Origin of the sequence: Paenibacillus sp. NPDC058898, assembly GCF_049316025.1 — a bacterium.
Classification (GTDB): Bacteria; Bacillota; Bacilli; order Paenibacillales; family Paenibacillaceae; genus Paenibacillus_AQ.
This window is the reverse complement of record NZ_JBMOSM010000002.1, coordinates 109,910-136,265: the sequence shown is the minus strand read 5'-3', so window position 1 is coordinate 136,265 and position 26,356 is coordinate 109,910. Positions and strand designations below refer to the sequence as shown.

Here is a 26,356-nt window from a genome sequence, read left to right as displayed (position 1 = left end):
GCGTGAAAAAATGAACATAGAAGCTCTGGATCGGGCAGCGATTATCGAAACCGTAACGGCTGAGGTGATGAAACGGCTGGAACTGGCACAGACGGAGAAGCCGGATGTATCCAAAAAGCAAGCGGTTCTTCTGACTGTGGAACCGCTGCCGGAACTGGAAAATAAGCTGAAGCCATATTATGAGGTGCGTTATTACGATGAGGCGCTCAGAGATTGTGATGTGCTGATTATTCCTACAATATGTATTCAGCTGTTATCCCACCTTGCGAACGGCATAAGCGCAGGCCCGCGTGAACGGTTCGTGCTCACGATGCTGCTGAAGGGACGAAAGGTGATTGCGTTCGAGGAAGGATTGCTTTACCGCAAATACAAGTCAACGGCCCCAGTTTTGCTGTACAAAATGTACGATGAATTTACAGACAAGCTGAGCGATTACGGAATCCGGATGGTCAAAGAAACGGAAATGCTTGCGGCTTGTATGGAGGAAGGGCGGCTTAAGGATATGACTCAGGTTGAGCCTCATACCGAATCCGTTTATGCACCGCATGATGCGGAAGTATTGAGCCGAAAAGTCATTACCGAAGCGGAAGTGAAAAAGCACCGTCTGCAGAACCGGACAGAGATCGTGATAGACCGGCATAGTATCATTACGCCGCTTGCTCAGGATTACTTACGCATGCAGCAGATGCAGATACGTAGAAGATAACGGGCGAGGTGAACTTATGATCATGGGACAAGTTATGGGAAGCCTGTGGGCTACCCGCAAGGATAATAAGCTGAACGGGATGGCCTTCCTCGTGGTCAAACCGTTATCATATGCCAAAGAACCCGTCACACGTGAATATTTTGTCGCTGCGGATAATGCCGGGGCGGGCATAGGGGATACGGTATTGGTAACGACCGGAAGTGCGGCCCGAACATCGTTTGCCAATGGAGACGTACCCGTTGATGCGGTCATCGTAGGGATCGTCGATTCGATCGAGGTGACACATGATTAGTGCAATAGGCGTTGTTGAGATGCGCAGCATTAGTAAAGGTTACGAAACAGCGGACCAAATGCTGAAGACTTCGCCTGTTGAAGTGCATCATATGAAGCCGATCTGTCCGGGCAAGTTTCTGATCGTCATGAGCGGGGATACCGCAGACGTACAGGCAGCGATGGAGACAGCCAAGGTCGAAGCCGGCGACTTCCGGATCAGCGACTTTGAACTGCATGGCGTACATCCCGATATCATCGATGGATTGAAACGCCGTCCTTCCTCCCCGCCTGTGAATGCGCTTGGCATTGTGGAGACGGCTACGGTGTCTCCCGGCATTTTTGCATTAAATGAAGCTTTGAAGCAATGCGACATTCATGTGAAAAAAATGAATCTTGGCATGGCGATTGGGGGCAAATTTCTCGCCGTGTTCACAGGAAGTGTCAGCGATGTGGAGCAGGGGATGAAGGTGTTTGTATCCTCCATGGATCCAAAGCGGATCATTCATCATGCGGTGCTTCGTTCCCCGTCCGAAGAAATTATACAACACTTCCGGTAAGGGAGTTTTCAGGGCACGATGGTCAATGAAAACCATTTGCTTTGGATCATATAGCGATAGAATGGGGGAGCATGTACGTGGAGATTAATGAAATTATCATATACGGCATGGTTATTTTCATGATTCTCGGTGCCATCGATAAGTGCATTGGGTACAAGTTCGGATTGGGACATCAATTCGATGAAGGGATTATGGCCATGGGTTCGCTTACGCTCGCCATGGTGGGGATCATCTGCCTGTCTCCGGTCCTGGCCAAAGTGCTAAGTCCGGTCGTCGTTCCGATATACAGCGCATTGGGAGCAGACCCCGCCATGTTTGCGACTACATTGCTGGCGAACGACATGGGCGGCTTCTCGCTGGCACAGGAACTCGCGCAGAGTCCGGAAGCGGGATTATTCGCAGGAACGATTCTGGGGGCTATGCTTGGCCCTACGATTGTATTCATCATTCCGGTTGCACTTGGCATTATTAAAAAAGAAGACCAGAAATTTTTGGCTACCGGCGTGCTGGCCGGTATCGTAACTATACCGCTCGGTTGCTTGATTGGCGGATTGGTTGCCGGTTACTCGATCACAATGATTTTGTCCAACCTGGTTCCAATTATTTTGTTTGCTGTACTTATCGTGCTGGGATTGTGGAAATTTCCGCAGGGTATGATCAAAGGGTTCACGGTTTTTGGGCAATTCATCGTTGTCGTTGCTACTTTGGGACTCGCAGCTGGCATCACGCAGCAGTTGACGGGGATTACCATCATTCCAGGGCTTGCTCCGGTTGAAGACGGAATCAAGATCGTTGGCGATATTGCTATTGTACTCGCCGGCGCTTTTGCGATGGTATTTGTAATTACGAAAGTATTTAATAAACCGCTTATGAAGCTGGGCAAGTTGCTCGGCATGAATGAGATTGCGGCAGCCGGGCTGGTTGCGACGCTTGCTAACGTCATACCCATGTTTGGCATGATGAAAGACATGGATGCGCGGGGCAAGGTCATCAACGTCGCATTTGCCGTGTCGGCCGCATTTGTTTTCGGCGATCATCTTGGTTTTACGGCCGGGGTCGCGAAGGAAATGATTTTCCCAATGATTGTCGGGAAGCTTGTCGGCGGAATTACGGCGGTTGTTGTAGCCCTGTTTTTGGCTAAGAAGATGGCTCCGGAACCGAAGGAAGAACTTCAGGAGTCATAATAGCGGTTTTTTTCAGAATATTATTTTTACGTATGCAGGTTTCTATCTAATCCTCTCATTTGAGCCCATGGGACCGATCACGGCAGCCGACCTGATCCGGCTGATTACTCTGCATGTTTACAAGGCAGGCGCCCATAATGTTCATGTGGAATACAATGATGATCAGCTGTCCAAGATTAAATACCTGCATGCACCGGAAGAAGTATTCTCGGAATTTCCGGAGTGGAAAGTCAAATCGATGGAGGAATCATTACCAGTGAATGCAACTCCAGTTTCTTTGAAGCAGGAGAAATTGGCATTGGCAACACAAATAATAAGAATGTTTTGGGAACTTTGGTGAGATTAGAAATCTATGCAAAAATCAATAAACGATTTCGAGGTTGGAATGAGAACAAATGTTCCAGGGAATGATTGACATATTATTAGATCAAATATATACTATTATCAAATCGAAAGAAGTGCGGGAGAAGCACCTCGCAGGACAGGCTATGAAGCCTTTCTTGTGGGGTGCTTTTTGCTCTTCCTTTGAGGATGATATGGATAAGGGAGATGATTGTTTGTTGCAACGAAGAAGAAAAAACCGCTATATAAACAGTCTAGTCGTTCTAATCATATTTTTCCTGCTTGTGGCCAGACCGCATTATGCAGAGGCTTCAAATACTGGGTGGGATGCTGCGTTAACAAGCATTGACCAGTTGTATGACAATTTTTCCGCATTGGAGTTAGTCAATAAACAGGATAAGCAGCAAATACAGGTGCTGCGCAAACAAAACAATGACAAACTTAAAGAAATTAATTCGAAAGTACAGCTCATTGACAAGGTAAAGCTCGACAAGTTAAAGACAGAAGCAGACCAGACTCAGAAAAAATACGCTCCTATGCTTGCGGAATATACTGATCTCGGCAAGAAAGCGACGGAAGCAAGGAAACGCAAAGATCGAAAGTCCGCTCTTCTGTATGATCTCAAGCGAAACCGTATAAAGGGTGCTGTTAATACGGCGCGACAGGAGATCAAATTGAAAAAGGATGCTCTAACAGCTGCGAAGAAGCAGGCTGCCGCAAAAGCCAAAATCGTCAAAGATGCTTTATTACCGGTGCAAACGCTAAAGAAACAAATCACAGCCGAGAACAAAAAAATAACAGACTTCAATAAAAATAAAAGTGAAGTGAATAAACGTTATAAAGCAGCTGTCAAGGAGGGAGATGCTGTGAAGGCTGCTGCAGAATTGAAACGGATCGTTGATGATGCTAATCAGATTCATGCTTTACAGAAGAAGATATTTGAATGGGAGGGGAATATTAGGAGTACAATTCATGCTGCAGATGCCAAGCTATCGAAATAAGTGTTTATTTACGGATGTACCCAGCTTCCAAATGATGAACGGAAGCTCGTTAATTCACTTGTTGTAGCTAAGCGGTGACATCAAATATCTGTAGGCACTCTGAATAAGCCAATCTCATAACCCAAGAGCAAAGAGCCCGTGCAAGACACAGGCTCTTTGCTGTAAAGCACTAGTCGAAGAAGAAATCCGACAGGCCGCGCCCTTTACCGGATCGTTTGATCTCTTCCAAAAGCACGGTTGCGCCAGCAATATATTGCCTCGAAAATCCCGAATACGCCGACGACTGCGGCGACCAGAATAACCGCCCAAACGCCGAAAGCGGTCATCGTCACTGTAGTTCCTTTATCCGCTAGCAGAAGCGCACTGCCGACAACCCAGAGGAAGTCGAGTACTGTAATAACAAGCACGGCCGCTGGAGAAACAATGCTCCTGGATGCAGTCCATACGAGAAATGCGACGAATACGAGCAGGAAAACACCCGTTGAGACCAAACCGGTTCTACTGTCTAATCCAATCCATTCAGCAACATACCCGGGAAATAATAACAATAGCAACCCGCATGCTCCGGACGAAACGGAATTTATCACCAGAACTTTGCGGATGAAAGTTTCTCCTGTAGGCGTTATAGCTTCATTTGGTTTCATATTTATCCCCTTTCATTTAGCACGCTTCATAGTCCGCTTGTACAGTTTTCACAAGCGAAGAAATGATCCCCAAGTGCATTGCTTCGTGGATGAATGCGAAGTTAAACAGCTCGCCTGCCGATTCGAACCTTAGCGGCCCCATTTCAAACGGTGGATTCAAAGGCATTATCAACGACTCGGGGTTTACCTTGGACAGATCGTCGTACTGCACGGATAAATATTGAATCAGTTCCTCCTTCGATGGGGGCGTGACAGTCCAGTCCGACGGTTTCGTTCCGGTCATGAATAAGCCGGAATAGTTTTCCGGCAGCTTCGTATTTAACGCCGGGCTTGCGGAGAGAAACCAATTCAGCATAGTCACGATATGACCGGTGTTCCAACGAATGGTATTCTTAAATCCTGCTGGAGTTATATCGTAGATTTCTTCCGGAATCGCTTGAATGGATCCGATCACTAATTGATGCACCGTTTTTGCGGTTTGGATGCTTGCTTGGGACATTGTACATTCCTCCTAATGGTTTGGTTATGCTCTAACAACCCGAGATTAGCCCAAAAACTACTGCCAAAACCATACTTTTCACTGCCATTTGGTGCCAATATGGCTTTTTTTTCGGTCAGCAATAAAAAGCGGTTGTTTTTTGGGTGGATATACCCAAGAAAACAACCGCCATCTAAGTCATCGTTATTGCGCCTTGATCAGTGCGTTTTTCTCCTTCAGACTTGTTGCTATAAGACGCGCGCCAGCATTCTGCCAATTGTAGCAGGTGCGCTCGGGCACGCAGGAACGGAACCACGCCAAAGCATCTTGGGAAGGGGCATCCAGCTGATTACCCGAATAACGTACGCTATATGGCTTAATTCCGACGACGTAAGGGAAGTACAAAGCATTGTAAAACTTCCATTCGTCCGTCGTGCCAAACGATTCATCCTGGCGCGGCTTTATTTGCAGTATACTTTCGATAAGCAGAGATTTAAGCTCGTTAGCCCGTTCCATTACACCATCAACCGCTCCTCGCTTCCGCAGCCTTTCGTCAATGAGCTTTAACTGCGTGAGCGGGCTTGACGCCAAACGCTCCAGGTTGCCCAAGTTGCTAGTTGCGCGCCGGATATGACGGTAGAGCTCCTCATCGTCCATCTCCTCCGGTTTCGCAGCCTCATCAATACGAGCCTGGACGCTTTCGACCAAACGCAGTTTGGAGCGTTCCAGACGCAGCTTCGGGAACATCATTAAAGCGAAGTTGTCGAGCAAAGCCCGAATCGGATACACAAACACTTGGAATGCAATGGAAACCATCATGCTGATCATCAATAACAACAGTGTAATAAAATCGAAACCCGTCCCCGTTCCAAGCCAAATAACAAGCGCAACCTGACCGGAAAAAATGAGCGTAAAAAAGACAGAGTAATCGAGGGACCGAAACAAATCGGGCAGCCAGGATTCCCCTTGCTCCCTGATTTCTTTGATCATCGTATACGCGCTGAACACCAGCATTCCCGTACCTTGTGCCATTATGACTCCCTTGTTCCATGCGTCGTTCGGATAAAAGAAGGCCAAAGCCGTCATGCAGGCAAATATAAGAAGCGGCACATAACTGAAGACATAGAAGGAAAGGGGCCGCTTTATCTTATCGGACAATGTTCCCCATAGGGAGAGCACTATAAACAAGATGAAAAATGTACATAACGCAGCTTTATAGGAAACAACGAATTCGTCAGGATTCACAGCGAAGGCCAGCCAAATCACGCTGCCCAGCGCCAGCCCTATTAAACCATACTTCCATAACGTCCATAAGGCGTTCCGTTTATCTTCTTTTCCCGCGACAGTGGATAGAACGGCACCTTGCCACAAAACCAAAGGCAGATAGGAGAAGATATCTTGTATCTTGCTAAGTGGCAGTGCGATGCGCTGAGGCTCTAGGCTGTAAGACATCAATACGGCTGCCCCAACACCGAACGAGCAAACAATTACGCCAAGACCGGCCAGCAATAGCCGAACGTTTCTTGCATCTCGGCTAACTATATATAAGCCGAACCAAAACATGAGTCCGAAATAAATAAGCTGCACAGTAATCATGCCGATGGTTCTCCTTTACTTGAAGCTATAGAAATAAAAGTCGAAATACTGGTCATGATTCTCTTCTAAATATAGGCCGAATGTTTGCGCAGCCAGTTTTTTAACGATATTGTAGCATGGAGGGCTCTGACACAACAATATGATAAAGCTATGGGTATACTCAGTTGACCTTGCAACCGGAGGTAGCGTGGGGGATTTCTGCTTTATTAAGGGTTGACGACAAAAATATGTTGCTACTCGTATGGATGCAGCTATTTTACAGCAATCGTTCCGGCGCGGCTGATAAGCTCCATTGAATTAGATGCATCCCCAATCGTGCCTTTGATTAATTTTTCCGTGCTCTGTTTTACCTTGAAGCCATCTAAACCAACGCTTATATCCGATGAGTCGCTGCTTGCGGTAAGCTTTAACGAAGCAGGAGGTGTTTTATAAGATACGGCGATATCTCCCGATTGTTTCTCTACTCGCAGCAACGTTCCCTCTTCGATCTCTTTGACGGATACTTCCCCATAGGTTGAAGTGATGTTCATCACGGGACTGGTCACGTCTGTCATATAGCTGGCGCCGCTGCCTGTGGTTACCGTTAATTCGTTTAGCGAGCCGTCTTTCAATTTGATATCCCCGTCTTTGGAAGTAAACACACCCTTTTCTGCTGAAAGTCCTTCGATGTTCTCAGACCCCGAATTGTTGGCGATGACAATGTTTTGCGCCGCTACATTCTTCATCTTGATGTCACCTGCATTATTGTTCAATGTAATTGTATCGACTTCACGGTCGGGAATCGAGATATAAATCGTCCCTTTTTTGCCAAAAGTGAACCCTGCCATGGCACTACCCTGGTCTTCCTGGGTAACAACAATTTTATTCCCGTCATGTATAATCGTTACAGGGGCGCTCTTATTGTTCTGCCGCTTGCCTTCGCAAGCGATGGTGATGTTCGGGGAATCGGAACGCTTGAATTCAATGTCCCAAGATTCGTTGTTGACATCAATTTCTTCAATGCGGTTAGCTTCGTAGGAAGATTCATGGTTATAACTTGTTGATTTCCCTACGCCTTGGCAGCCCATAACTAACCCGCCAACGGTAAGCAAAACAAGCGAAGCGGTTATGATTTTCCTCATGCTCTAGTCCTCCATTCATATACGGTGAAATTTTTAAGCCACGTCGGTTCGATCTACTTTATGAAAAGAAAGATAGCCAAGGATAAAGCCAAGCAGACAGAGAGCAATCGGGATGGCGATGAAATGAAACAGACTGGTCGAACTTCCCCCGTCGGACACCGTTGTGTTAACCACGAATCCAATGACGACAGCCGAGGTGATCGTGGAAGCCGTCGATTTTTTTCGCATGCCAAAAGATAAAGGAATCAGGCTGATTCCAGCTATCATAAATGCATGGATCAACGTTGCTGGAAGGGTAGCCGTCATGTCACCAATATGCACCGGGTCTTCGAATAAACCGATCATCGGATTCAAGAAGTACACTAACAAATTGATCACAAACGTAGAGACGATCATGCTGAAGAAGCTAAATCCAAACACAATCGATAACTTGGCTTGAATGATTTTTTTTCGCTTTCGATTTCGGATACGATATGACTCGAAATTAAAATGGTCGTTCCGTATCTCTCCTTTAAATGCAAGAAAAGCTCCCGCATTTCCTTAATCCCGATCGGGTTAAGTCCATTGATCGGTTCATCCAGAATGAGAATGTCGGGTTTCGTTACAATCGCGCGCAATCCCTAATCGCTGCTTCATCCCTAAAGAGAATTCATGGATTTTTTTCTTCCCCACACCCTGAAGACCGACGATCTCCAGCGCTTCCTTGATCGCAGTCTTATCCCGATAGTCCATGTATCTACAATGAAACTCCAAGTTGGCCTCCGCTGTTAGCCGGTCGTAAAACACGGGGTATTCAATGATGCTGCCGATTCTTTTTAAGTATTGAACCGATGTTAGCAGAACCAGATGATCGAATACTTGGATATCACCGGAAGACGGTTTTAGGATTTAAGATCATTTTCATAATGGTTGTTTTACCGGCCCCATTCGGACCTAAAAATCCGTAAATATCTCCTCTGCTGATACTCATAATTACGTTTGTAATGGTTTCCGTGCCCTTGAATGCCTTGCTTACTTGATTGATTTGAATGGCGGCGTTCACTTGTCATTTCCTCCCTTAATGATGTGCTACCCTAAGCTTGGGGAATGAAAGTAAAAATAAAGTAAACACAATGGAAAAAGCTCGTAACATTTTAACTAGAGTAAACTCGGGATCTTGGTAAATAGAGTAAGATAGAAAAGTGAATACACAGGATAAAGCTTGAAGTGAGGGGAAAATCGCAATGGAATCTGCATCCATACTAGCAGTCGATGATGAAATCGGTATTTTGAAGTTATTGGAGATCACGCTTCGCAAAGAGAATTTTACGCATATCGACACCGCATCATCGGGCAAAGGCGCGCTGCAGCGGATCAAAGAGAAGGCATATGATATGATTTTGCTCGATATTATGCTCCCGGATCTAAGCGGTTTTGAACTATGTGCGGAGATTCGGAAACATACGAATGCACCGATTATTTTTATTAGCGCACGCTCCACCGACTTCGATAAATTAACGGGTCTAGGGATCGGCGGGGACGATTATATTACCAAGCCGTTTAATCCACTGGAGGTCATTGCCCGAATCAAGGCGATCCTTCGCCGGCAAAGGTTTATGGAGAATGCTCATCAACAAAACACGGCGTTCGATTACGGCTATTTCTCTTTTCATCCGGAATCGGCAACGTTAACCGTGAAGCGTCAACCTGTAGAATGCACGGCGAAGGAGCTGGAGCTGCTGCATTTCTTTTGTAAACATCCGAATCATATCTTCACGACGGCTCAGCTTTACGAATTGGTATGGGGAAATGATGTGTACGGGGAAGAAAAAACGGTCACGATCCATATCGCCAAGCTGCGAAAAAAACTCGGCGATGATACCCGAAAACCAAAAATCATCGTGAATTTGCGGGGAATCGGTTATAAATTCATCCCCCCGAATGAGGCGCTGTCATGCGAATAAAAACTCGATTTACGATTCATTTGGCATTAGGGCTTATCTTATGGTTGCTTGGGACGGGTTTGCTCGGTGTTTTTATAATTGAAGGCATTCTTCCCTTGCTCGGTATCCATGTCAGTATAGATGAGGAAGGGCTTGTTATAGGATGGGTTTTTGGTATCAGCACGCTGCTGTGCATCGTCTTGTTTGGATGGTATTTCGGCGGCCCGATCGGATTCATCATGGCCTGGATTCATCGACTCTCGCAGGACAACTATGAGCAACCTGCCGATTTGCCTCAAATATATACCCGTAAAGGGAAACTTCGCATGCGGTTCCGCCTGTATCAGGAGGTGCTTGAGTATCTTCAATCCTTGAGAGTCAAACTGCAAGCGAACGAAATCGAGAGGAGCCAAATCGAAGAAGCCAAGCAGGAATGGATTGCGGGGATTTCTCATGATTTGAAAACGCCGTTAACCTATATCAAAGGCTACTCAGCGCTTTTATTGAATGAGCAGTACGAGTGGTCGAAAGAAGAGGCGATCTCTTTCATTCGGGAAATGGACGACAAAGGAAAGCATATGGAGGAATTGATTCAAGATTTAAGCCTCGTCACACAGCTCAATCGCGCTGACGGCGCTTTGCCATTACAGAAGACGAATCAAGATATCGTCGAATTTACAAAACGGGTAGTTGCCGATATCAGCAATAGTCCGCAAGCGAGCAGCTATCATTTGCATTTTCAAGCGGATCCACCTGCCATTTATGTTGATTTTGATTTGAAATTCATGCAGCGCATCCTGCAAAATATGATGATGAATTCCATCCTCCACAATCCTGAACATACGAATATATATGTACAGATTGCGGACACAGGAGAGCATGCTGTAATCCGCATCAAGGACAATGGCGTAGGGATGCCGGCCCATATGGTGGAGCACCTATTCCAGCAATATTACCGGGGCACGACAACGGATTCTACCTCTGAGGGCACGGGACTCGGAATGGCGATTGTCTACAAGCTGGTTCAGGTTCATGACGGCACAATTAGTGTAGAAAGTGAGCCTTCACAAGGAACTTCGTTCACGATTCGATTGCCGAAAAACTAAGGGGGAGAACCATTTGAAGAAACTGCCGACCATTCAATTGGAAAGATTGACATTACGGCCTTTCCGTCTAGATGATGCCAAAGTCGTTCAACAATTAGCAGGGGATCCATATATTGCGGAAACAACATTATATATCCCGCATCCGTATGAGGATGGGATGGCAGAACAATGGATAGAAACACATGCTCATAACTTTAATGAAGACCGATCACTGGAACTAGCTATCGTACATAAAGAAGAACAGCATGTAATAGGCGCTATCTGTATTGGATGTAATAGGAATTTTGATCATGGTGAACTTGCATATTGGATTGGGAGACAGTATAAGAACAATGGATATTGTACGGAAGCGGCAAAAGGTATCGTACGGTATGCGTTTGACGAAATGAAATTGAACCGTATATTTGCCCGTTATCTGGGGAAAAACCCTGCATCGGGTAAAGTCATGGAAAAGTTAGGAATGAAATATGAAGGTCGTTTAAGACAGCATGTGAGGAAATGGGATCAATATGAAGACCTCGTGTATTATGGCCTTTTAAGGGATGAATATATTTCGGAGAACAGCTAATGGATAACTAAAAGTGGCTCATTCCTCAATAGAGGATGGGCTACTTTTGTTTTTCAGCTAACTATTGACAATAACAGGAAACCTGTTATTCTATAACCGACAGGCAGTCGGTCTGTAATGGGGAGGTGTAACAATGAGAGTTGTAAAAAAAGCGGAAGAACGCAGGAACGAAATCCTCGACGCCGCGGATGAACTCTTTGGTCAGAAGGGTTTTGACGGCACAAGTACAAACGATATTCTCGAAAAGGTCGGGATTGCGCGGGGAACCTTGTATCATCACTTCAAGGCGAAGGAGGATATTATGGATGCGTTGATTGATCGGTATAGTGACGGTCTTCTGGATGCGGCACAGGTCATTGCCGCCGACAAGACGATACCCGTAGTCGAACGCATTATCCGCGTTGTGATGGCAATGAACTTAAGCGGCGGAAGCAGCAAGGAAATTATGGAGCATATTCACAAGCCGCAGAACGCGCTGATGCATCAAAAAATACAAAAGGTCATCATCAATGGCCTTCCGCCGATCCTGACCGCAATCATCCGCGAAGGCATTGAGCAGGGAATGTTCAGCACACCGTTTCCGTATGAATGCATGGAAATGGTTGTGATCTATGCGAATACCGTTTTTGATGACGATATGATTACCTTGACAAATGAGGAGCGCGGTTCACGAATGCTGGCCTTTGTTTGCAACGTAGAAAGGCTGCTTGGTGCAGCAAGCGGAAGTCTGATGGACGTCATGCAGATGTTTGGTGGAGGAGACGAAAGCAGCCATGAATAAAGCAGGGAAATCTTTCAAGAAATTTCTCCTACTGTGGTCGGGACAGCTTATTTCAACCATAGGAAACGGGCTCACATCGTTCGGGCTTGGGATTTATGTTTTCCAACAGACGGGAAAGGCTTCGGCCATGGCGCTTGTAACCTTGCTTGCGTTCATGCCGTCGTTACTCTTAAGCGCATTTGCCGGAGTGCTTGCGGACCGCTATGACCGCAGACTGTTAATGGTGCTAGGCGATAGTCTTTCTGCGATCGGCCTTGTATTCATCCTCATATGCATGCTTCGCGGAGAAGCACAGCTATGGCAAATTTGTGTGGGAGTTACCATAAGCTCGGTGTTTTCATCGCTGCTTGACCCCGCATACAAGGCTACGGTTACGGATTTGCTGACCGAGGAGCAGTATACAAGGGCAAGCGGTTTTGTTCAGGTGGCAGGATCGGCAAAATTTCTGATTTCGCCGATCCTTGCGGGATTTTTGCTCACCGTTACGGATATAAAACTGCTGCTTGTCATCGACATTTGCACTTTTTTTGTCACCGTTGCAACTACGCTTGCCGTCCGCAGGGGCCTCGTCTCCAAGACATACGAACACACGCAATCGTTCATCCACGAAATCAAAGCCGGTTGGAACGCTGTCTCTACTAACAGAGGTGTGCTTGTTCTTGTGATTATGACATCGGTGCTGACATTTTACCTTGGAGTTATTGAAACACTCTCCATTCCCATGCTGCTGACGTTTACAAGCAGCTCCGTCGTAGGGATGATAGAAACCATTATCGCTTCGGGAATGCTCGTATCCAGTGTCATTATAGGATTTCTTCCCATTCAAAAGGGTTATGTGAACATTCTTTCGATTTCTTTGTTTGGTGTAGGCGTGTTTATGATGGCGTTCGGATTTCGAGAACATATTGCCTTGATCTGTGTTTCGGGATTTCTGTTTTTTGCAATGCTTCCGTTTGCCAACACAAGCCTGGATTTTCTAGTTCGTACCAACATTGATAATTCCGTTCAAGGCAGAGCTTGGGCACTGATCGGAATCCTTTCCCAGCTTGGATTTGTAGTGGCTTATGCCCTTTCGGGTGTTTTGGCGGATTATGTGTTCACCCCTTTTTTAGTTGAAGGTGGCGTGCTTTCTGACAGTGTGGGAAAAATCATCGGTACGGGACTCGGCAGAGGGATGGGATTTCTCATTATCATCGCCGGGATGCTGTTATGTGTAACTTCGGTCATTCTGTATAAATTAAAGTCAGTTAAAATGCTTGAAAACAGAGGTGTCTTATGTACTCCAGAATAATCCGCAATGATCTTTTAAAAAGCAAAGCCACTACGCTAACAACTATGGTATTTGTCGCTGCTGCGGCAATGCTTGTTTCGCTCGCGGCGATCCTCGTCGTCAATCTCTCGGGTGCGCTTAACACATTGATGACGCAAGCTAAAACCCCGCATTTTATGCAGATGCATTCCGGTGAAATAGATACTGCGCGGCTTTCGACGTTTGCGGAGCAGCATAGCAATGTGGATGATGTACAAGTGATAGAATTTCTCAATATGGATGGTGCGCGGATACGATTAGGCGAACATTCGCTTGCGAATAGTGTCCAGGATAACGGATTTAGCATGCAGAGTCAAAAATTCGATTATCTTCTTGATCTCGACGGTAACATCATTAAACCCGCCATCGGCGAGTTGTATGTTCCAATAAGCTATATGAAGGATGGCACCACCAAGGTCGGTGATCAGGCGGTCATTAGTGGGAAGGAGTTTATCGTTGCGGGATTCCTCCGGGATTCGCAGATGAATTCTACACTCTCTTCATCCAAGAGATTTCTTGTACATGAACATGATTACGCGGAAATCAAGGGCCTCGGCAGCATGGAGTATCTGATTGAGTTTAGATTAAAAGATTTATCTGAGCTCGGTTCATTTGAAACGGCTTATGCCTCCGCAGGACTTGAAGGAAACGGACCAACCGTTACATATAAGCTTTTTAAAATGATGAATGCACTTTCCGATGGGTTGATGATCGCGGTTATACTTCTTGTGAGCGCGCTTGTCGTGGCCATCGCATTGATGTGCATACGTTTTACGCTCCTGGCGAAAATCGAAGACGACTACCGCGAGATTGGCGTGATGAAGGCAATAGGGCTGCGTGTTTCCGACATAAAGAAGATGTATCTTGCGAAATACGCAGCGATTGCCGCGGCGGGTAGTATGCTCGGTTTTGCACTGTCGGTTATGTTCCAAGGCATGCTTCTTGAAAATATAAGGCTGTATATGGGGGAAAGCGAAAATTCAGCTTATGCTTTATTGTTCGGAATCATCGGCATACTGCTTGTATTCCTTGCCATCATCGCCTATGTAAACGCAATGTTGAAACGTTTTCGAAAGATATCCGCCGCAGAAGCCATACGCTTTGGCACTTCACAGGAGAAAAACACAGGCGCCAAAGGTTTTAATCTAAGTGGAAACAGGCTGTTGAATACGAATGTTTTCCTCGGTATCCAAGACATTCTCGCAAGGAAAAGGCTTTATGCTACAAGCCTAACGGTGTTGGTGATTGCAGCTTTTATCATGATTGTTCCACAGAATTTGTACAACACCATCTCCTCTACAAGCTTCATCCAATATATGGGGATCGGAAACTATGATATACGTGCTGACATACAGCAGACCGATAACATTTCAGAGAAAACGGCTGAACTACGAAATGCGATGAGCAGCGACCGTGCCATATCCAAAGTTGCCGTCCTTACAACAAAAGCATTTAACATCAAAACAGAAGACGGTTCTGAGGAAAACATAAAAATCGAACTCGGTGACCATTCCATATTCCCAATTGCCTATTCCATAGGCAGAGCACCCGCCGCAGAGGATGAAATTGCACTTTCGGCTATGAATGCTGATGAGCTGAGCAAGAAGGTCGGTGATGTCATTACGCTGGTGATGGAGGGACAGGAGAAGGAACTAACGGTAAGCGGAATATATTCCGACATTACCAACGGCGGCAAGACCGCAAAGGCGGTATTCACCGACAATTCGGCGGATATGATGTGGAGCATGATCAATGCTGAACTTTCGGATAAATCTTTGGTCAGAGCCAGGATTTCGGACTACGTGGACAGGTTTGATTTTGCCAAGATTTCAGATATTGATGAATTTGTTACACAGACATTCGGCTCAACGATAAATTCCGTCAAGAAGGCTTCACACGCCGCAATGGCTGTTGCGCTGATAATATCGGTACTGATTACCCTGTTGTTTATGAAAATGCTTGTTGCTAAGGACCGATATTCCATTGCCGTTATGAAAGCTCTCGGATTTACGAACACGGACATTAAGGTGCAATATGCTTCGCGTTCTGTATTTGTTCTGATTGTCGGCATTGTTCTCGGAACCCTTCTGGCAAACACGCTCGGAGAAAAACTTGCGGGTGCGGTTATCTCTTCGTTTGGAGCGTCGGCGTTCCATTTTGCAGTCAATCCGCTTTCGGCGTATCTGTATAGCCCGCTTATGATGATCGCCTCGATACTAATCGCTACCATGATCGGCACATCGGGCGCAGGACAAATAACAATATCCGAAAATATAAAGGAGTAGGCAGATGAAAAAGATGATTATCGGTGATGATATCGTAAAATCTTTCGGTGAAGGCGGCGAACAGCACAATGTTCTGGACGGGGTGTCCGCCTATATTCACGATGGCGAGTTCGTAGCTGTTATGGGACCATCAGGCTCGGGGAAATCAACGCTATTGTTTGCACTGAGCGGGACGGATGGCGTGAATGGCGGAAAAGTCGTTTTTGAGGGTAAGGATTTATCGACGCTTGGGGAGAATGAGCTTGCAGATATGCGCAGAACCAAAATGGGTTTTGTGTTCCAACAGCCGACGATGCTGAAAAATTTGAATATCCTCGACAATATCATTCTCCCATCCATGCGGGATAACCGAAAAAACGCCGCGAACATTTCGGTGAAGGCAAGGGAGCTTATGAAAAGGGTAGGCATCGCAGAGCTAGAAAAACGCAGCATCACCCAGGTTTCGGGTGGTCAGCTTCAGCGTGCGGGGATATGCCGGGCGCTGATGAACAACCCGAGCATTATTTTCGGCGACGAGCCTACGGGCGCACTCAACTCCATATCCGCTCAGGAAACGATGGACATATTCTCTGAAATCAATGCAGACGGTACTGCGGTCATGCTTGTCACTCACGATGCACAAGTTGCGGCACGGACGGAGCGCATTATGTTTATGCGCGATGGGAAGATTGTAGGCGAACTCAAGCTTCCAAAGTTTGGGGGAACGGATATGGATGGAAGGGTCAAGAAAGTTATGGTGAAAATGCAGGAGATCGGAATATAAATTAATAATGGATTTCTGTTTAACAAAAATATAAATACATTTCGTGATGTCATAAGACCAAAGATTAATGGTACGGTAGTATTGGACGCTCTGACGAGAGGAGAGACGCTTGATTGCTTTATCCTGTTTTCTTTGATGACGAATAAAATTCTAGAAAGGCCATGATAGATCGTTTTATTGTGAATTAATCTTCATTTATCTTAATTGGAAAAGAGGTTTTGAATCAATGAATAGCAATATTATTTGGGGGATAGTATTATTAGCGCTGAGTTTGTTTCTTAAGCCATTATTGGCGATTGTGGGGCTGAATGAAAGGTTGTTCCAATTGCATTGGCAAGGCGAAAATGTGTTTTCAATGAGTCCATTCTTAGTTCGGATTATTCTAGCAGTAATTGGGATTCTCATGCTTATCATCGGCGGTATGCAAGTTGCAAAGCAGAAGAATAAATAGTTGAAAGGCTAGAGAGCCATTATGAGAAGATTCGTTCCAAACAAGAACTATCTCTCGGAAGTTTACTTAAGTGCAAAGGAACTATATTATACATAATTAAGGTTTTATGCAGATGTTATCTGTCTCTTTTCAAATCAATCGTGATAGCTTTGGAGGGTGAATGATATGCGGATCGAAGATGTCTTTTCGGATCTCCCCACGTTAGAAACAGACAGAACGATATTAAGAAAACTGAGGAGCGAAGACGAACAGGATATATTTCATTACGGCTCGGATGATGACGTATCGAGATATACGGCCTGGCCGACGCATCAAACGATTGAAGATACCCGTATTTATCTAAACAAAGTGCTGCAAAAATACGCCCATCATGCTGTTGCCCCTTGGGGAATCGTGGACAAAGAAACCGGAAAGATCATCGGGACCTCAGGATTTATGTCTTGGAATGTTCACCATGCTAAAGCTGAATTGGGTTATGCCCTCTGCAAGGATTATTGGAATCGTGGTTACATGACCGAAGTGATCAGGACCATCATCGCTTTTGGATTTGAAAGAATGGGATTAGTCAGAATCGAAGCCAGTTGTCACCCATTAAACGTAGGGTCAGCCAGAGTGATGGAAAAGGCCGGCATGTCCTATGAAGGTTTATTAAGAAAAGCGATTTGGGTTAAAGGGTCACATGAAGATTTAAAATTGTATTCGATTATTATGGATGATGTGCAAAAACCCTTTCGTTCATGAACGAAGGGGTTTACTTGTAATGATCGGTTGGTAAACCGATCACTTAGCCGATAGCCCGGCATGCATGTTCCGATACACGGCCGGGGTGAGGTGCTCGAACTTTTTAAATGTTTTGATAAAATAGCCCGTATCGCAGAAGCCCAAATCATCACTCACTTGATGGATCGGCGAATCGGTGGACTCCAACAGCTGCTTGGCCCATTCAATCTTGAGTCGGGCGATGAAGACGGAGAAATTCTCTCCCGTTTCTTTCGTAAATATGCGGCTGAAATAGCTGGGACTAATATGGCAAAGCTTGGCCATTTCCTTCAGGGTGAAATTCTTATGCTTGTGCGTAAAAATGTAGTCAAACGCAGGCTGAAGCACGGCATTCGATGAGACGAACCACCCAGCGCCATTCTTCAATTTGGTATCGATCAGTGCTCCTGAGAGCTCTTGCTGCATGGACTGGATGCTGCGGATCGCACGATCCGACTCGTTATAACCTTCCATGGAAGCTGGCGCATCCATGTTGGAAGTGAGCACTTTTTTGTATAAATCGATCGTGGTATGCTTCTGAATCGCTTCCTCCACGATATAGGTGCTTAATTGCAGCAGCAGATCCACGCATTTCGTCACCTCATCATAGGATAAGACGGGCAGTGCATCATAATCCCCTTCGAGTTCCTTAAACTTTCGGTTTGACTCCACATTGGGCGGCCGAGATACGATCTGCTCCAGCATCGGCGCGTCAGATTCTCGGAGCTTGAGCTGTCCCGCCATGATCGCACCAAGATATTGGTTATCAATAATGATCGGGATGGCGATATCGATAATGTTGAAATGGCATAAATAGATGTATGGCTTGTTTTGGCGAACCGCTTCAATGCCGGCACGCGCGTCGCATTTTTGACAATATGGAGAGAGATGGGAATCCTGGCGCACGCCTTGGCAGAAAGGCTGACAGTAGCTGTGCTTGGTGACGGGAACGCCCTTGTAATCGACCGTAAGGATCGCCATTTGGGTCACAAGCGATAAGGAATCCTGCAGCTTCTCCCATTTCTCCAAATCAATGATTTCTTCTAAATCATATCGGGATTTGGACATGACAACATTCTCCTATGAAAAGGTATAGAAACTCTACTGAATATTATAGCGAATGCTTCTACTGAAGAACAAGATAATACAATTTTCCATAGAGATGACAAAAAAACACGATAAGAAAACGCTTTATTCCGATCTCATTGTTTCATGCTTCCCGATTAAGTACAACCTATAATAATAAGTATAGTTTACTTAGGAGGAATGAACATGAGAAGAGCGTTTATCAGTCCGACAAAATATGTGCAAGGTGAGAACGAACTGTTGAATTTAGGTTATTTTGTGAAGACATTCGGTGAATCCGCTCTGCTGATTGCCCATCCCGATGATGTTGCACGGGTGAAAGACAAGCTGGAGTCAACGAAACTGAAATTTAATATAACGCTAGTTGAAAGCGGCTTCCGTGGGGAATGCTCCCGGCAGGAGGTTGCCAGATTGCAAGCTTTGGCGAAGGAGCATCAATGTGCCTGCACGATTGGCCTCGGCGGAGGCAAAGCAATTGATACGGCAAAATGCGTAGCCGAAGGTGAGGCCCTGATTGTTGTCCCGACAATTGCGGCAACCGATGCACCGACAAGCCATTCGGCGGTACTCTATACTCCGGAAGGCGAATTCGATGATTATGCTTATTTCAAACAAAGTCCAAGTGTCGTCATGATTGATACGACGGTTATTGCCAAAGCGCCGACTAGATTCCTTGTTGCTGGTATGGGGGATGCGCTCTCTACCTATTTCGAAGCAAGAGCGACGGCTCAATCTTACTCCAATGTCAATGCCGGTCTGCCGTGCGGTGTTCGCGAAGGCGTATGCGGTGACGCCAAAGGGACGATTACAGCGCTGGGACTTGCCAAGCTATGTTATGAAACACTGCTTGAGAACGGGTACAGAGCAAAACTGGCCTGTGATCAAAATATTGTGACGCCAGCCTTGGAGAATATCGTCGAGACGAATATTCTGTTATCGGGACTAGGCTTCGAGAGCGGCGGTTTGGCAGCGATTCACGCGATTCACAATGGCTTGACGGCTCTTGAAGGAACGCATCATTATTATCACGGCGAGAAGGTAGCCTTTAGTACGATTGCTCAATTGGTGCTTGAGAATGCCGACCGGGACGAAATGAAGGAAGTGCTGGACTTCTGCCTGTCGATCGGTCTTCCTGTATGCCTGGAGGATATCGGCGTAGAGCGTGTGACCTACGAGGAGCTGCTTGAAGTGGCCAAGAAGGCATGTATTGCCGAGGAATCCATCCATTCGATGCCATTCCCGATTTCGGAGGAAGCGGTAGCATCCGCGATTATGGCCGCTGACCAGTTGGGTCGTCAATACAAATTAAGTAAGGAGATATAAGATGAAGAAAATCATGAATAAACCGGAAATCTTGGTTCGGGAAATGTGCAATGGGCTTGTGCTGGCGCATCCTGAGTTAGCGTTCAGCCCTAAATTCAAAGTGATTTCCAAAAAAGAGATCAACCAAGATAAAGTTACGCTGATCAGCGGCGGCGGAAGTGGCCACGAACCAGCTCATGCCGGATTCGTTGGAAGTGGCATGCTGGATGCGGCCGTGTGCGGCGATGTGTTTGCTTCCCCGTCCCAAATCCAGGTGTATCAAGCGATCCGCAGCTCTGCGAGTAATAAGGGAACGCTGCTTATTATCAAAAATTACAGCGGCGACATCATGAACTTCAAAAATGCGGCTCACCTTGCGAGCGAGGACGGTATCCAAGTGGATTATGTGAAGGTCGACGATGACATCGCCGTTGAAGACAGTCTCTATACGGTAGGGAGAAGAGGGGTTGCCGGAACGGTGCTCGTTCATAAGGTAGCCGGAGCAGTCGCAGAAGCGGGACTGTCCCTGCCGGAAGTGAAAGAAGCGGCGCAGCATGCGATTAACCATGTTCGCAGCATCGGCTTTGCGTTTACCTCTTGCACCGTGCCCGCCAAGGGAACTCCGACGTTTCATATCGAAGATAACGAGATGGAATACGGTGTCGGCATTCACGGCGAACCGGGAATCCGCAGGGAGAACGTTGTTCCTGCAGATGAGCTGGCGCAGCGGATGGTCACATCTTTGCTGGACAACTTGCAGATGAATGATTCTGCAGAGAACGAAGTTGCCGTATTAATCAATGGGTTTGGCGGCACGCCGCTGCAGGAGCTGTACTTGCTGAACAATTCGGTGATGCGCGAATTAGCGTCCCGAAACAAGCGGGTATTCAAAGTATTCGTCGGCAACTATATGACCAGCATTGATATGGCAGGCGCATCGGTGACAATCATGAAGCTGGACGAGACGCTTAAGAAGTGGCTGTCTGCGCCATGCGATACGCCGGCACTGTCGGTTAAGGGATCTTTTGAGCCCGTGAACTATACCGAGGTTATTCAAGAAGAGAAGTCAGAGAGCGTGGTTTCGTATAAAAACAATACGGATGCTGACGCTGCGGTGATTAAGAACAACCGGCTATCCTTGCAAAATATCGTATATCTGATCGATCAAATGAGCGAGGTCATCATCGAGAACGAGGTGCCGTTCTGCGAGCTCGACGCCCATGCCGGAGACGGCGATTTCGGCATGAGTGTCGCCAAGGGCTTCAAGCAGCTCAAGGCGGAGTGGGACGATATTCTGACCCACCATCTCAGCGATATCGGCGATTTCCTCGACGCCTGCTCGTTGATCATCATGGAGCATTGCGGCGGGGCTTCCGGACCGATCTGGGGATCCGCATTCCGTGCAGCGAGTAAATCTGCCGGTCAGAAGCAGGAATTGTCCGTTCAAGAGGTCGCGGATATGATGCAGGCCGTTGTAAAAGGAATCCAGGATACGGGCGAAAGATCGTTCGGAAGAGGAGCTGTCGTCGGCGACAAGACATTGATCGACGCACTCGTCCCGTTCGCGGATTCCTGGACGCAGAGCGCAGAGCAAGGTGAAGAGATGAAGCCAGCAGCGATTAAGGCGGCTGAAGCGGCGGTGCTCGGAGCGCAGAAGACGGCAGACATCGTTGCCCGAATGGGTAGAGCGGGCACGGTAGGCGAACGCAGCATCGGATACCCGGATGCGGGCGCACACGCGCTCGGGGTTATTTTCACGGAGCTTGCTAAAGTGATGAGGTAATGTATAAGTATTCTATTTATACATTAATCAATCCAATCAATCATCATTGATTTCAGCTGAGTCGCACAGCTATTACCAACATCAAACCTTCGTTTCCAAATGAATTTATCCGAAGAAGAAAAAACAGACACGCTATTCAGCGTGTCTGTTTTTGTTCTGCATATTTATAATGCCAGTAGATTTCCTCGATGCACTCTTGGGAACTTGGCAATCCTTTGTCTAGAAAGTCTTTTACTCTAGATTATCTATTTAATCCAGCGGCCAGTATTCAAAAAAACATTTACAAATCTATATAAATAGATATAATGATCTGTATGGAACCTATTTTAATTTACAAAGCGTTATCCAATGAGACCCGTTGTCAAATCATGGATTGGCTGAAAAACCCGGAGCATCATTTTGAGGAGAAAAAATATATGGAATACGGCATCAGCTTCCGGACCGGAATTTGTGTAGCCGATATTCAAAAGAAGAGCGGGCTGGCGCAATCCGTCATTTCCAATTATCTGCTGACACTTCAAAGAGCAGGACTGCTTGAGTCCGAGCGTATCGGAAAGTGGACCTATTATCGCCGGAATGAACAGACTATCAAGGAATTTTCCGAGTATATTCAAAACAAACTATAAGGAGGTGTTTTTTTGCTTAAATCCATCTAGATATATAGATATATAATTGAATATAGATGGTGAAACTGCGGACTAACATATCTACATATACAGATATGAAAATACAAATGACAGAATAGGAGCATCATTTCTTTGAGACAGAAACAAGTGAACCCTTTACTTATTATCATGTTGGCTTTAGGTGTTTTTGGCATTATTACGACGGAAATGGGTATCGTTGGCGTTCTGCCCCAAGTGGCCCGGAAATTTAATATCACGGCATCACAGGCGGGTACGCTCGTCAGTGTGTTTGCCCTTGTGGTCGCCATCTCGGGGCCCTTTCTGACATTATTGGCATCCGGTATCAACCGGAAAGTGATTCTTCTTATCGCAGTATTCATGTTTGCGGTGTCCAATATCGTGTACGCCATGACATCGAAATTCGAAGTGATGCTGGCGTTCCGGATCATACCGGCCTGCTTTCATCCGGTCTTTTTTTCCGTGGCTTTGGTCACTGCGGCCCAGCTGGTTCCACCCGAGAAGAGCAGTAAAGCGGTCACGAAGGTATTTGCCGGGATTACGGTCGGATTTGCATTTGGTGTGCCTTTGACATCTTACCTCGGGGAAAAGGTTTCACTGGAAACCGCATTTTTGTTTGGAGCGGCTGTTAGTACGATTGCCTTTGCAGGTATATTGGCCTGGCTCCCGTCCATGCCGGTTAAGAACAAAATGTCATTCGGCAAACAGCTGGGGATATTGCGGAAACCCGCATTGTGGTTAAATATAACGTCGGTCATTTTTATTTTTGCGGCAATGTTTTCGGTGTACAGTTATTTTGCGGAATACCTCGGCCAGGTCACACCTATGAACGGATCGGCGATCAGTGTGATGCTGATGGGTTTTGGAATCATCATGATTTTCGGCAATTTCGTTTTTGGCGCCATGCTGCAAAAAAACATACGGGTGACCGTGTTGATGTTCCCTATGCTGTATATTACGGTTTACTTACTGCTGTATAGCCTGGCGCCATACTGGATTCCGGCCATGATCGTTGTGGTTTTATGGGGGATGGTCCATTCCGGAGGATTAATCGTCAGCCAAACATGGCTGACAACGGTGACTGAAGATGCACCGGAGTTTGGCAACAGCTTGTTTGTATCGTTTTCCAACCTGGGCATTACACTGGGCACCACGGTAGGGGGCTGGTTGATAGCCGTTGCGGGTATCCATCAGTTAATCTGGAGCGGAATCGTGTTTGCTATCCTTGCCCTGGCTTCGATTTTGCTCAAAATAAAATATGTTCCTTCGTAAATCAAGAAGCCAGCCTAGCGCAAGGTAATGTGCCGCAGGCTTTCCGTGCTTGATTCGTTGTTCCCAAATGCCCGTCCAACCGTTATATTTGTAAAACTGAAAGACCTCCTATAATGGATTTGCAGCGGGAAGAAACAATTTTTTTATTGCCATATTTGCACGCAGGGCTTACACGCCTCGGCTATCAGATGTATAATCATGGAAGTAGCAGACAGATCATGCCCCAGCCTAAGATAACAGCTATCTAGGGCTGGGGCATTTTTTATTGACTATTTTAGAAATGAAGATCGTCAACAATCCGGAAAAGCAATCGCACCTTAAAAAACCAATGGAAAGGAGTGGTTACCCTGGAATTTCAAGAAATTAATCAAAAATTAAAAGAAACAAGGGATGTATTGCTTACAGTCCTCAATGGATTGAGCGGAGAGCAGCTGAACAGGCGACACGACTCAAACAGTTGGAGTATTAGCCAGGTATGTCAACACCTATATAAGACAGAAGAATTATATGTCGTTGCAATAAAGAGAGGATTGAAGGGCAAGGAAGATTCATTTGTTGAAAATAAATCTGTGGAATTTCTGCTGGATAGAAGTAAAAAGTTAGAAGCTCCTGACATTGCTAAACCAACCGATGAAATTATGGAATATCAAGAAATTGTCGAGAAACTGCATCATTCAAGAGAGAAGCTGACGGAACTGCTCCATTCATTAGAAGACCTTTCCGTGCTAAGCAGAAGACATTTTATCCACCCCGTCTTTAAAGAGATGTTATTAATAGAATGGGTTAAATCACTGTACTTGCATGAACAAAGACATATTCAACAAATGAATGAAATTATCGAAGGATTTAAATAAATCTTTTGCTTGTTTTGATATGATAAGAGAAAGAAATTAATGGGAAGTGAGAAGCTGTGGACAAAAAGGCAAAAAAGATATTATTGCAAACGTTCTGGTCATCCAGCGGCTGGAAGAACAATCCTATGCCATTTGCTGGGGAGGATTTTGAATACGCGAAAAGCATGGGACTGATGTTTGATCCTATCACCATGGGCCATGATGAGCTAATCCAGCGACTGCAAAGCCTGCATCAGAGCGTTACAAAAGAAAAGGTTGCGGCTGCTTTTCTGCACAGCTTGTCTACGAAACAGGTGCATTTGCGAAGCGCGCTCTCCAGCTGGGCACTGACCTCGCGCCTGCCTCTTCATACATACGAAGAACGGCGCTCGGCAGTGCCGAATTACAGCAGCTGCGGGGATTGCAATCACGCCGGGATGCAGTCTGACCGGGATTATGTGAATACCGACTTGAACGTGCTGAATTTCGAACGGGTCAAATGGGGCGGCGTCCGCTTGAATCATCTGATCTACTGCTGGCTCGATCTGGAGCTGTTGAGCCATGAGGAGACCTTAACGGTGGGTGATGAAGATATCGGCATCCTGCGGGGCCTGATTGAAGCCGTTGAAGACTGTACCGAACAAGAAAGCCCACGTCACTTGGAGAAGCGATGGAAGGATATTCTGCCTTCAAGCAAGCATGAACGAGACGTGCTCATGGAAGTTTGGGGATATGCCGGCGTGTTGGTTCCGAAGGACACGCCTCGCACGCGCCCGAGGAGAGACGACGATTTCTTCTCGATGTCGGAGTGGCAAGGAAGCGATGGGTATTCCCGGGAAGCGCTGCAGTTCTATTTCGGCGAATATCTGTAGACCATTTCATCACCATATGCTAAAGACTGCGTACCAGTTTAGAATTTTAGGGGAGGGATAGAGTGGAGCAGCAATTTCACACGTTGTATGATCACGGAGTGCTGTCTTATACGAGGGAAAGCTTGGATCGTCTGGGAATGCCCGAGAAGACGGCGGAAATGCTCGTGCATTGGGGAATGCCGAACTTTGAGCTACAAGAGCCTCCTTTGGGTCTTCTGTTTCACCAAGCGTTACCGCTACAAGATGTTAATGGCGACTATATCGCGATCGGAAAGGAGATCTGGAGCGAAGGGCTTCATGTCGCGATCAAAACGGATACAGGGGAGATTTGGGCAGTAACGGAGGGCGGTATACAGAAACCGACCTACATGAACGCCTCCATCGAGAGCCTGCTCGCCTTTATGGACCGTGTGCTACGATTCAAACAGCAAACGGAGCGCTTGCAGCCCGATCCCCCTCCCATGATCTTGACGGCAGAAGAATCTCGTTTGAAACTTGAGAAGTTCAGGAGAGGGGAGATCAAGCCGAGAACACGACCGGACGCCTCGCAGACTCAGCGCGAGTGGAAGAGCGCCTTCGAACAAATGAAGCGGGAGCTGAAAGATATGGATCAACCAGCCGTCCGTTCCTCTTCATGGTGGGGAATTGTGCTGGAGGAAATGAGGGATCGTTTGCGTTAGCAGATATAGCATTTTAATTCAGGATGGGAGGATGAAAT

At 46.4% G+C, this 26,356-nt stretch carries 28 protein-coding genes and 2 pseudogenes; 23 read left to right on the top strand and 7 right to left on the bottom strand.

Features of this window, described 5'->3' with window-relative positions; translation table 11 throughout:
* The first annotated feature begins 10 nt into the window (after positions 1 to 10).
* The 6 genes from ACOZB4_RS04785 (at position 11) to ACOZB4_RS04760 (ending at position 4,063) form a co-directional block, all read left to right on the top strand.
* Complete coding sequence (locus tag ACOZB4_RS04785; RefSeq protein ID WP_339266672.1) at positions 11 to 706, top strand: ethanolamine utilization protein; 696 nt, start codon at positions 11 to 13, stop codon at positions 704 to 706.
* 16 nt (positions 707 to 722) lie between these two features.
* Entirely contained in the window at positions 723 to 998 is a 276-nt protein-coding gene (locus ACOZB4_RS04780; RefSeq protein ID WP_076325832.1) for a EutN/CcmL family microcompartment protein, read from the top strand.
* Positions 991 to 1,536, top strand: coding sequence for a BMC domain-containing protein (locus ACOZB4_RS04775; protein WP_379407086.1), 546 nt, complete (start codon positions 991 to 993; stop codon positions 1,534 to 1,536). The genes ACOZB4_RS04780 and ACOZB4_RS04775 overlap by 8 nt, the downstream gene beginning before the upstream one ends.
* A gap of 77 nt (positions 1,537 to 1,613) precedes the next feature.
* Positions 1,614 to 2,720, top strand: a complete 1,107-nt coding sequence (gene eutH, locus ACOZB4_RS04770) for an ethanolamine utilization protein EutH (RefSeq protein WP_379407087.1) — start codon at positions 1,614 to 1,616, stop codon at positions 2,718 to 2,720.
* A gap of 67 nt (positions 2,721 to 2,787) precedes the next feature.
* A complete protein-coding gene (locus tag ACOZB4_RS04765) occupies positions 2,788 to 3,060 on the top strand; it encodes an aminopeptidase (RefSeq protein ID WP_379407088.1) in 273 nt (90 codons plus the stop codon).
* Positions 3,061 to 3,127: 67 nt separating this feature from the next.
* A complete protein-coding gene (locus tag ACOZB4_RS04760) occupies positions 3,128 to 4,063 on the top strand; it encodes a hypothetical protein (protein WP_379407089.1) in 936 nt (311 codons plus the stop codon).
* A gap of 203 nt (positions 4,064 to 4,266) precedes the next feature.
* On the opposite strand, the gene ACOZB4_RS04755 is transcribed toward ACOZB4_RS04760, so the two are convergent.
* The 6 genes and pseudogenes from ACOZB4_RS04755 to ACOZB4_RS04730 all read right to left on the bottom strand — a co-directional run.
* Complete coding sequence (locus tag ACOZB4_RS04755) at positions 4,267 to 4,707, bottom strand: hypothetical protein (protein ID WP_379407090.1); 441 nt, start codon at positions 4,705 to 4,707, stop codon at positions 4,267 to 4,269.
* A gap of 16 nt (positions 4,708 to 4,723) precedes the next feature.
* Positions 4,724 to 5,206: a DinB family protein gene (locus ACOZB4_RS04750; RefSeq protein WP_379407091.1), complete on the bottom strand. Its 483-nt coding sequence runs from the start codon at positions 5,204 to 5,206 to the stop codon at positions 4,724 to 4,726.
* A gap of 183 nt (positions 5,207 to 5,389) precedes the next feature.
* Positions 5,390 to 6,781 (bottom strand): hypothetical protein, encoded by a 1,392-nt coding sequence (locus tag ACOZB4_RS04745; RefSeq protein ID WP_379407092.1) that lies wholly within the window; start codon positions 6,779 to 6,781, stop codon positions 5,390 to 5,392.
* 251 nt (positions 6,782 to 7,032) lie between these two features.
* Positions 7,033 to 7,902 (bottom strand): DUF4097 family beta strand repeat-containing protein, encoded by an 870-nt coding sequence (locus ACOZB4_RS04740; protein WP_379407093.1) that lies wholly within the window; start codon positions 7,900 to 7,902, stop codon positions 7,033 to 7,035.
* A 33-nt stretch (positions 7,903 to 7,935) separates the two neighbouring features.
* Positions 7,936 to 8,358 (bottom strand): annotated as a pseudogene (locus ACOZB4_RS04735) (ABC transporter permease); the annotation flags it as partial.
* Positions 8,358 to 8,944, bottom strand: a pseudogene (locus ACOZB4_RS04730) (ATP-binding cassette domain-containing protein); the annotation flags it as partial. The pseudogenes ACOZB4_RS04735 and ACOZB4_RS04730, both read right to left, overlap by 1 nt.
* Before the next feature lie 181 nt (positions 8,945 to 9,125).
* Here ACOZB4_RS04730 and ACOZB4_RS04725 point away from each other — a divergent pair.
* The 10 genes from ACOZB4_RS04725 (at position 9,126) to ACOZB4_RS04680 (ending at position 17,828) form a co-directional block, all read left to right on the top strand.
* A complete protein-coding gene (locus tag ACOZB4_RS04725; protein WP_098747698.1) occupies positions 9,126 to 9,845 on the top strand; it encodes a response regulator transcription factor in 720 nt (239 codons plus the stop codon).
* Complete coding sequence (locus ACOZB4_RS04720; RefSeq protein ID WP_379407094.1) at positions 9,836 to 10,930, top strand: sensor histidine kinase; 1,095 nt, start codon at positions 9,836 to 9,838, stop codon at positions 10,928 to 10,930. The genes ACOZB4_RS04725 and ACOZB4_RS04720 overlap by 10 nt, the downstream gene beginning before the upstream one ends.
* Positions 10,931 to 10,943: 13 nt before the next feature.
* Positions 10,944 to 11,498, top strand: coding sequence for a GNAT family N-acetyltransferase (locus ACOZB4_RS04715; RefSeq protein ID WP_379407095.1), 555 nt, complete (start codon positions 10,944 to 10,946; stop codon positions 11,496 to 11,498).
* Positions 11,499 to 11,631: 133 nt separating this feature from the next.
* Positions 11,632 to 12,279, top strand: coding sequence for a TetR/AcrR family transcriptional regulator (locus tag ACOZB4_RS04710; RefSeq protein WP_379407096.1), 648 nt, complete (start codon positions 11,632 to 11,634; stop codon positions 12,277 to 12,279).
* Positions 12,272 to 13,570: an MFS transporter gene (locus ACOZB4_RS04705; protein ID WP_379407204.1), complete on the top strand. Its 1,299-nt coding sequence runs from the start codon at positions 12,272 to 12,274 to the stop codon at positions 13,568 to 13,570. The genes ACOZB4_RS04710 and ACOZB4_RS04705 overlap by 8 nt, the downstream gene beginning before the upstream one ends.
* Positions 13,555 to 15,873 carry an ABC transporter permease gene (locus tag ACOZB4_RS04700; RefSeq protein ID WP_379407097.1) on the top strand — a complete coding sequence of 773 codons (2,319 nt, stop codon included), beginning with the start codon at positions 13,555 to 13,557 and terminating at the stop codon, positions 15,871 to 15,873. The genes ACOZB4_RS04705 and ACOZB4_RS04700 overlap by 16 nt, the downstream gene beginning before the upstream one ends.
* Before the next feature lie 4 nt (positions 15,874 to 15,877).
* Positions 15,878 to 16,636: an ABC transporter ATP-binding protein gene (locus ACOZB4_RS04695; RefSeq protein WP_379407098.1), complete on the top strand. Its 759-nt coding sequence runs from the start codon at positions 15,878 to 15,880 to the stop codon at positions 16,634 to 16,636.
* Positions 16,637 to 16,801, top strand: a complete 165-nt coding sequence (locus tag ACOZB4_RS04690) for a KR domain-containing protein (protein WP_422759519.1) — start codon at positions 16,637 to 16,639, stop codon at positions 16,799 to 16,801. It begins immediately after the preceding gene.
* Between the two features lie 61 nt (positions 16,802 to 16,862).
* On the top strand, positions 16,863 to 17,087 hold the full coding sequence (locus ACOZB4_RS04685) for a hypothetical protein (protein ID WP_379407099.1): 225 nt from the start codon (positions 16,863 to 16,865) through the stop codon (positions 17,085 to 17,087).
* A gap of 165 nt (positions 17,088 to 17,252) precedes the next feature.
* The gene (locus ACOZB4_RS04680; protein ID WP_379407100.1) at positions 17,253 to 17,828 is read left to right on the top strand and encodes a GNAT family N-acetyltransferase; all 576 of its coding nucleotides are present in this window, start codon (positions 17,253 to 17,255) and stop codon (positions 17,826 to 17,828) included.
* A gap of 39 nt (positions 17,829 to 17,867) precedes the next feature.
* Here the strand turns inward: ACOZB4_RS04680 and ACOZB4_RS04675 are convergent, their stop codons facing one another.
* Complete coding sequence (locus ACOZB4_RS04675) at positions 17,868 to 18,914, bottom strand: PocR ligand-binding domain-containing protein (RefSeq protein WP_379407101.1); 1,047 nt, start codon at positions 18,912 to 18,914, stop codon at positions 17,868 to 17,870.
* 204 nt (positions 18,915 to 19,118) lie between these two features.
* Between ACOZB4_RS04675 and ACOZB4_RS04670 the strand changes: the two genes are divergently transcribed.
* The 7 genes from ACOZB4_RS04670 to ACOZB4_RS04640 all read left to right on the top strand — a co-directional run bounded on the left by ACOZB4_RS04670 (position 19,119) and on the right by ACOZB4_RS04640 (position 26,318).
* The gene (locus tag ACOZB4_RS04670) at positions 19,119 to 20,255 is read left to right on the top strand and encodes a glycerol dehydrogenase (RefSeq protein ID WP_076325853.1); all 1,137 of its coding nucleotides are present in this window, start codon (positions 19,119 to 19,121) and stop codon (positions 20,253 to 20,255) included.
* Between the two features lies 1 nt (position 20,256).
* Positions 20,257 to 22,017, top strand: a complete 1,761-nt coding sequence (dhaK, locus tag ACOZB4_RS04665) for a dihydroxyacetone kinase subunit DhaK (protein WP_379407102.1) — start codon at positions 20,257 to 20,259, stop codon at positions 22,015 to 22,017.
* 314 nt (positions 22,018 to 22,331) lie between these two features.
* Complete coding sequence (locus ACOZB4_RS04660) at positions 22,332 to 22,643, top strand: ArsR/SmtB family transcription factor (protein ID WP_076325855.1); 312 nt, start codon at positions 22,332 to 22,334, stop codon at positions 22,641 to 22,643.
* Positions 22,644 to 22,811: 168 nt separating this feature from the next.
* Positions 22,812 to 23,933, top strand: coding sequence for an MFS transporter (locus ACOZB4_RS04655; RefSeq protein WP_379407206.1), 1,122 nt, complete (start codon positions 22,812 to 22,814; stop codon positions 23,931 to 23,933).
* A gap of 347 nt (positions 23,934 to 24,280) precedes the next feature.
* Positions 24,281 to 24,787 (top strand): DinB family protein, encoded by a 507-nt coding sequence (locus ACOZB4_RS04650; protein WP_379407207.1) that lies wholly within the window; start codon positions 24,281 to 24,283, stop codon positions 24,785 to 24,787.
* A 56-nt stretch (positions 24,788 to 24,843) separates the two neighbouring features.
* Complete coding sequence (locus ACOZB4_RS04645) at positions 24,844 to 25,638, top strand: hypothetical protein (RefSeq protein WP_379407103.1); 795 nt, start codon at positions 24,844 to 24,846, stop codon at positions 25,636 to 25,638.
* 62 nt (positions 25,639 to 25,700) lie between these two features.
* Positions 25,701 to 26,318, top strand: coding sequence for an SUKH-4 family immunity protein (locus ACOZB4_RS04640; RefSeq protein WP_379407104.1), 618 nt, complete (start codon positions 25,701 to 25,703; stop codon positions 26,316 to 26,318).
* Positions 26,319 to 26,356: the final 38 nt, after the last annotated feature.

Excerpts from the sequence above, each read along its gene's own strand:
- ACOZB4_RS04785 (WP_339266672.1), top strand. The coding sequence starts at position 11 with ATGAACATAGAAGCTCTGGATCGGGCAGCGATTATCGAAACCGTAACG.
- ACOZB4_RS04780 (WP_076325832.1), top strand. The coding sequence starts at position 723 with ATGATCATGGGACAAGTTATGGGAAGCCTGTGGGCTACCCGCAAGGAT.
- ACOZB4_RS04775 (WP_379407086.1), top strand. The coding sequence starts at position 991 with ATGATTAGTGCAATAGGCGTTGTTGAGATGCGCAGCATTAGTAAAGGT.
- ACOZB4_RS04765 (WP_379407088.1), top strand. The coding sequence starts at position 2,788 with ATGGGACCGATCACGGCAGCCGACCTGATCCGGCTGATTACTCTGCAT.
- ACOZB4_RS04760 (WP_379407089.1), top strand. The coding sequence starts at position 3,128 with ATGATTGACATATTATTAGATCAAATATATACTATTATCAAATCGAAA.
- ACOZB4_RS04755 (WP_379407090.1), bottom strand. The coding sequence starts at position 4,707 with ATGAAACCAAATGAAGCTATAACGCCTACAGGAGAAACTTTCATCCGC.
- ACOZB4_RS04750 (WP_379407091.1), bottom strand. The coding sequence starts at position 5,206 with ATGTCCCAAGCAAGCATCCAAACCGCAAAAACGGTGCATCAATTAGTG.
- ACOZB4_RS04745 (WP_379407092.1), bottom strand. The coding sequence starts at position 6,781 with ATGATTACTGTGCAGCTTATTTATTTCGGACTCATGTTTTGGTTCGGC.
- ACOZB4_RS04740 (WP_379407093.1), bottom strand. The coding sequence starts at position 7,902 with ATGAGGAAAATCATAACCGCTTCGCTTGTTTTGCTTACCGTTGGCGGG.
- ACOZB4_RS04725 (WP_098747698.1), top strand. The coding sequence starts at position 9,126 with ATGGAATCTGCATCCATACTAGCAGTCGATGATGAAATCGGTATTTTG.
- ACOZB4_RS04720 (WP_379407094.1), top strand. The coding sequence starts at position 9,836 with ATGCGAATAAAAACTCGATTTACGATTCATTTGGCATTAGGGCTTATC.
- ACOZB4_RS04710 (WP_379407096.1), top strand. The coding sequence starts at position 11,632 with ATGAGAGTTGTAAAAAAAGCGGAAGAACGCAGGAACGAAATCCTCGAC.
- ACOZB4_RS04705 (WP_379407204.1), top strand. The coding sequence starts at position 12,272 with ATGAATAAAGCAGGGAAATCTTTCAAGAAATTTCTCCTACTGTGGTCG.
- ACOZB4_RS04700 (WP_379407097.1), top strand. The coding sequence starts at position 13,555 with ATGTACTCCAGAATAATCCGCAATGATCTTTTAAAAAGCAAAGCCACT.
- ACOZB4_RS04695 (WP_379407098.1), top strand. The coding sequence starts at position 15,878 with ATGAAAAAGATGATTATCGGTGATGATATCGTAAAATCTTTCGGTGAA.
- ACOZB4_RS04685 (WP_379407099.1), top strand. The coding sequence starts at position 16,863 with ATGAATAGCAATATTATTTGGGGGATAGTATTATTAGCGCTGAGTTTG.
- ACOZB4_RS04680 (WP_379407100.1), top strand. The coding sequence starts at position 17,253 with ATGCGGATCGAAGATGTCTTTTCGGATCTCCCCACGTTAGAAACAGAC.
- ACOZB4_RS04675 (WP_379407101.1), bottom strand. The coding sequence starts at position 18,914 with ATGTCCAAATCCCGATATGATTTAGAAGAAATCATTGATTTGGAGAAA.
- ACOZB4_RS04670 (WP_076325853.1), top strand. The coding sequence starts at position 19,119 with ATGAGAAGAGCGTTTATCAGTCCGACAAAATATGTGCAAGGTGAGAAC.
- dhaK (WP_379407102.1), top strand. The coding sequence starts at position 20,257 with ATGAAGAAAATCATGAATAAACCGGAAATCTTGGTTCGGGAAATGTGC.
- ACOZB4_RS04660 (WP_076325855.1), top strand. The coding sequence starts at position 22,332 with ATGGAACCTATTTTAATTTACAAAGCGTTATCCAATGAGACCCGTTGT.
- ACOZB4_RS04655 (WP_379407206.1), top strand. The coding sequence starts at position 22,812 with ATGTTGGCTTTAGGTGTTTTTGGCATTATTACGACGGAAATGGGTATC.